Origin of the sequence: Sinorhizobium saheli, assembly GCF_001651875.1 — a bacterium.
GTDB lineage: Bacteria > Pseudomonadota > Alphaproteobacteria > Rhizobiales > Rhizobiaceae > Sinorhizobium > Sinorhizobium saheli.
Window position 1 is genome coordinate 1 of record NZ_LNQB01000020.1, and the last position, 4,156, is coordinate 4,156.

Below are 4,156 nucleotides of genomic sequence, written 5' to 3' on the forward strand. Positions count from 1 at the left end.
ACCTTGTGGCCAAAATAGGGATGCCAACGGTAATGAACCACCAATTCCTGACCGACATGGGCAGAATGAACGGGCAATGGCCCTCGGGCGTCGAAACTGGACCTTCGCCGGCTCCCAGCGTGGCGCCGATCGTGCCGCCATCATGCTCTCCGTCATCACGACTTGCCGTCTCAACGACGTCGACCCAAAGGCGTGGCTCGCCGATGTGTTCGCCCGCATCGCCGATCTTCCCGTCTCCCGCCTGCACGAGCTACTGCCTTGGCAATGGAAGGCCCACAAAGGGACCGCTATTGCGGCGGCCGCGTAAACAGCTCCCGGAACAACGCTTCCGAACGCGCCAAGCCTTCATCGGTCAGGATCAATGACTTCGACTTGTTGACTGGATCGCCGATCAAGCCCTTCTTGTGAAGCCGATCCGTCGTTGCCCAGTCGAAACCCTTCCAGGCCCAACGCTCGTTATGCAGCGTCAGCCATAGCAACGCCAAAACGGCATCGTCGATCTTGTCCTCATCGATCTCCATGAACCGACGTTATCACGCGCGGCACCCAAAATCCTGCGGCCCTGCTCGGATGGATACGCGGAATACCTGCATCGGACGGTTTTAGATCTGACGGATCGCAAAATCTATGATCGAAACCTGTGGCAGCTACAGCAGATAGTCGCAGCTAGGCTTCGGGCACTCCAACAGCATGATCGAATCTGAAACGAGTGTGCCAGATCGCGGGCATTTTGTGTGCGTCAGTCCAACATGACCATCTTTGCCGCGACCTGCTCCTCGAAGAACTTGGAGAATGACGCAATCCTTGGCGGGAGGGCCTGGTAGGGCGGGTAGAACAGCGTCAGCCACAGGTCCGGCGGCCTCCATCCCTTGAAGACGTGGACAAGGCGACCGCTACTGATGTGATCGGCGATGTTGAATCCTGGAAGCAGCGCGACACCCGCGCCGTCGGCGGCCATGTCCGCCAGAACCTCTCCACTGTTCGCGCTGAAGGCTCGACCTGCCGAAATCGTGATGCTGGACCCACCGTCCGACAGCACCCAGTTCTCACGCCGGCTTTCGCCGCTGTACGCGAGGCAGTCATCGGGCTTCAGTTCGTTCGGGTGCTGCATGTCGACGAATCTGCTTCCGGGAGCGGCGACCAGGATGCGCGGCACCACCCGGATCTTCCTCCAGATCGTGAACTTGTCCGAAGGCTGCGACGAGATGCGGATCGCCAGATCGTAGTCGTCGTCGACGATGTTCACCAATCCATCGGACAGCGAGATCTCGAAGCTCATCTTCGGATAGCGTTCCTTGAACCCAGACAGGATCGGCGGCAGCACCGTCTTGCCGAACCATGTCGGCGCACTGATACGCAGCCGACCCTCGTTCGCCTTGTGTGAGTTCATTACTTCGCGCCGCGCGTCTTCCAGAGTCTTGACCGCGGGCTGGATCTGCGCAGCAAAGATTGCGCCGTCGGTTGTCAGCGATACCTGTCTCGTCGTGCGAACGAAGAGCTGCACGCCAAGTTCCGCCTCGAGGGCGGCGATTGCCCGTGTGACGGCTGCTGGCGTCATGTCCAGTTCGCGGGCGACCTGGGCAAAGTTCCGCTTCTCAGCGGCGAGCAGAAAGGTTCGGAGAGCTTTGTAGTCGTTCATCTCATTGTTTCATAAATTGCAATTCATTCAAAAGGAATATTGCAATTCCGAGCAGCGATCAACGGGTCTACATTCTTATCAACACCGGAACACAAACCGAGAGGATTCAAGATGATCAAGGACATCAAGGGACTGCACCACGTGACTTCGATGGCATCGGACGCGCGGCAGAACAACCGCTTCTTCACCGACACGCTCGGTCTTCGTCGTGTCAAGCAGACTGTTAACTTCGATGACCCCAGCGTCTATCACCTCTACTATGGTGACGAGACGGGCTCGGCCGGAACGGTGATGACCTACTTCCCGTTCCCGAACATGATGCTCGGCCGCCCCGGTGTGGGTGAAGTCGGGGAGACCCAGTTCTCCGTTCCCAAGGGATCGCTGAAGTTCTGGCAGGATCGATTCACAATCCAAGGCGTGGACGGTCTGGAACGCGATACTGTCTTCGGCGTCGACCGACTCCGCTTCATGGGACCGGACGGCGACAGCTTTGCGCTTATCGAGTCCGCAGACGACAAGCGTGCTCCATGGCTGTCAGATGGAATTCCAGATGATGCGGCCATCCGCGGTTTCGCTGGCGCACGCTTCAGCCTGCACGACACCGCTGCAACGGAGGAGCTGCTCGGCTTCATGGGCTACGAGCGCGCCGAGAAGGAGGGCGGCGTTGTACGCTTCATCATACCCAACGGTAACGGAGCGGACGCGATCGATCTACTGGCATTGCCAAGGACTCCGTTCGCGCGACAGGGTGCAGGTTCGGTGCACCATATCGCATTCGCCGTCGACAACCGCGAGAAGCAGCTCGAGGTGCGCAAGGCGCTGATGGACACCGGCTACCAGGTCACCCCCGTCATCGACCGCGATTATTTCTGGGCCATCTACTTCCGCACGCCGGGCGGTATCCTCTTCGAGGTCGCCACAAACGAGCCCGGATTCAACCGTGACGAGGATACAGCCCATCTCGGGGAAGCGCTCAAGCTACCAGGCCGATATGAAGCTTTCCGCGATCAGATCCAGGCAAATCTCGAGCCATTGGCTGCCTGACAATACCACTCAAAACTGATGGCATTCGCCGCATACATAAATTTCGATGGAGAGATGGCAATGGATCAATTGGGAGCGATCAGAGCCTTTGTTCGCGTCGTCGAGGCCGGATCCTTTGCAAAGGCTGCAGACACGATGGCTGCGCCACGGTCGACCGTCAGTAAGCTTGTTCAGGATCTCGAGGCAAGCTTAAGCCTCAAACTGCTCGAACGCACGACACGTTCAGTCACCGTGACACCTGAGGGAGTTGCTTATTACGAGCGCGCCATTCGCCTGATCGCCGATTTCGACGAAATGAACAATGAGGCGACCCGTGGGCGCCTAGCCACCAGGGGAAAACTTCGGGTCGACGTAGGAGGAACCTTCGCGAACGCGATTCTGATCCCTCGGTTGCCAGAGTTTTACGCGCTCTATCCAGAGATCGAGTTGCATCTTGGTGTGACAGAACGTCAGGCCGACATCGTCGAAGAGGGCATAGACTGCGTCATTCGTGCCGGCGATCTGCCCAGCGCATCTCTTGTTGCGAGGAAGTTATGCAGCGTTGAGATAGTGACCTGCGCAACCCCGTCGTACCTCGAAAAACACGGCGTGCCAGCTTCGCCATCGGATCTGCAGCGTGATCACATTTTCGTGCAGTACTTTTTTGCACGTAGTCTGAAAGCTGCACCCGTTCGACTGATGAATGGCGATGAGAAAAATAGAGATCTACAGCCCCATCAAGCTCTCCACCAGTGATGCGACGGCGCATTTGCATGGGATATTAGCAGGACTGGGTATCGGGCAGACATTTGAATTCTTGGCACGACCCCATATCGCTCGTGGCGCCCTGGTCCCAATCATGAACGATTGGGCGCCACCACGTTATCCTGTTCACATAGCAAGGCCAGCGGGCCGGTTTCCGAGCGTTAAGTATCAGGTCTTTGCAGACTGGGTTGCGGGCGTGTTTTCTGCCTACGACGATGAGACCGGCACACCCTAGTGGCGTTATCCATATGCATGGATAGTTACTCCACAATGACGGGCTTCTCCCATCTCTCCTTTGAAGATATTTCCCACGGCTGATTTGATCCGTTGGACAGCGCGGAGTGGGTGACGGCCCTATCCTGTATGGGAGTGTGCCGTGACATGGCGCCCGTTTCCTGGTTCGGCATAGATCGACCTATGAATTTGGAGCAACGGCTGTTGAGAGCAAGCAGAAGACAAAGTGATCGCGATATGGAACCCCTGCGCGTACAGCGTGCTCCCCATCTATTCGCATCAATGCTCACTGGCAGACTGCCAAGCACTTCGCGGCTCACACGCCGCTCTCCTGTTGTCCACGGGCTGTCTCGCCCCAAGCGAAGTCAGCCAAATCACCCCACGCCGGATTGCGTGAACAGCGATACTGCAAACTAGTCGGCCGTGAACAATAAGCGGACTTAAACGGCGCGGGCTTTTGCGCCGCTATTGAGCCAGGCCAGCAGCAGCCACAAA

General features: G+C 57.6%; 3 protein-coding genes and 2 pseudogenes. 3 read left to right on the forward strand and 2 right to left on the reverse strand.

What is annotated here, in order from left to right:
* Nucleotides 1–70: 70 nt before the first annotated feature.
* Nucleotides 71–307: pseudogene (locus tag ATB98_RS00150) on the forward strand (transposase domain-containing protein); the annotation flags it as partial.
* On the opposite strand, the gene ATB98_RS00155 reads toward ATB98_RS00150, so the two are convergent.
* Nucleotides 288–521 carry a DUF6429 family protein gene (locus ATB98_RS00155; protein WP_024325616.1) on the reverse strand — a complete coding sequence of 78 codons (234 nt, stop codon included), beginning with the start codon at nt 519–521 and terminating at the stop codon, nt 288–290. The pseudogene ATB98_RS00150 and the gene ATB98_RS00155 overlap by 20 nt on opposite strands.
* 218 nt (nt 522–739) lie before the next feature.
* Nucleotides 740–1,639, reverse strand: coding sequence for a LysR family transcriptional regulator (locus ATB98_RS00160; RefSeq protein WP_066867528.1), 900 nt, complete (start codon nt 1,637–1,639; stop codon nt 740–742).
* 111 nt (nt 1,640–1,750) lie between these two features.
* Between ATB98_RS00160 and ATB98_RS00165 the strand changes: the two genes are divergently transcribed.
* The gene (locus ATB98_RS00165; RefSeq protein WP_066867531.1) at nt 1,751–2,683 is read left to right on the forward strand and encodes a VOC family protein; all 933 of its coding nucleotides are present in this window, start codon (nt 1,751–1,753) and stop codon (nt 2,681–2,683) included.
* Nucleotides 2,684–2,743: 60 nt separating this feature from the next.
* A pseudogene (locus ATB98_RS00170) lies at nt 2,744–3,662 on the forward strand (LysR family transcriptional regulator).
* The last annotated feature ends 494 nt before the right edge of the window (nt 3,663–4,156 follow it).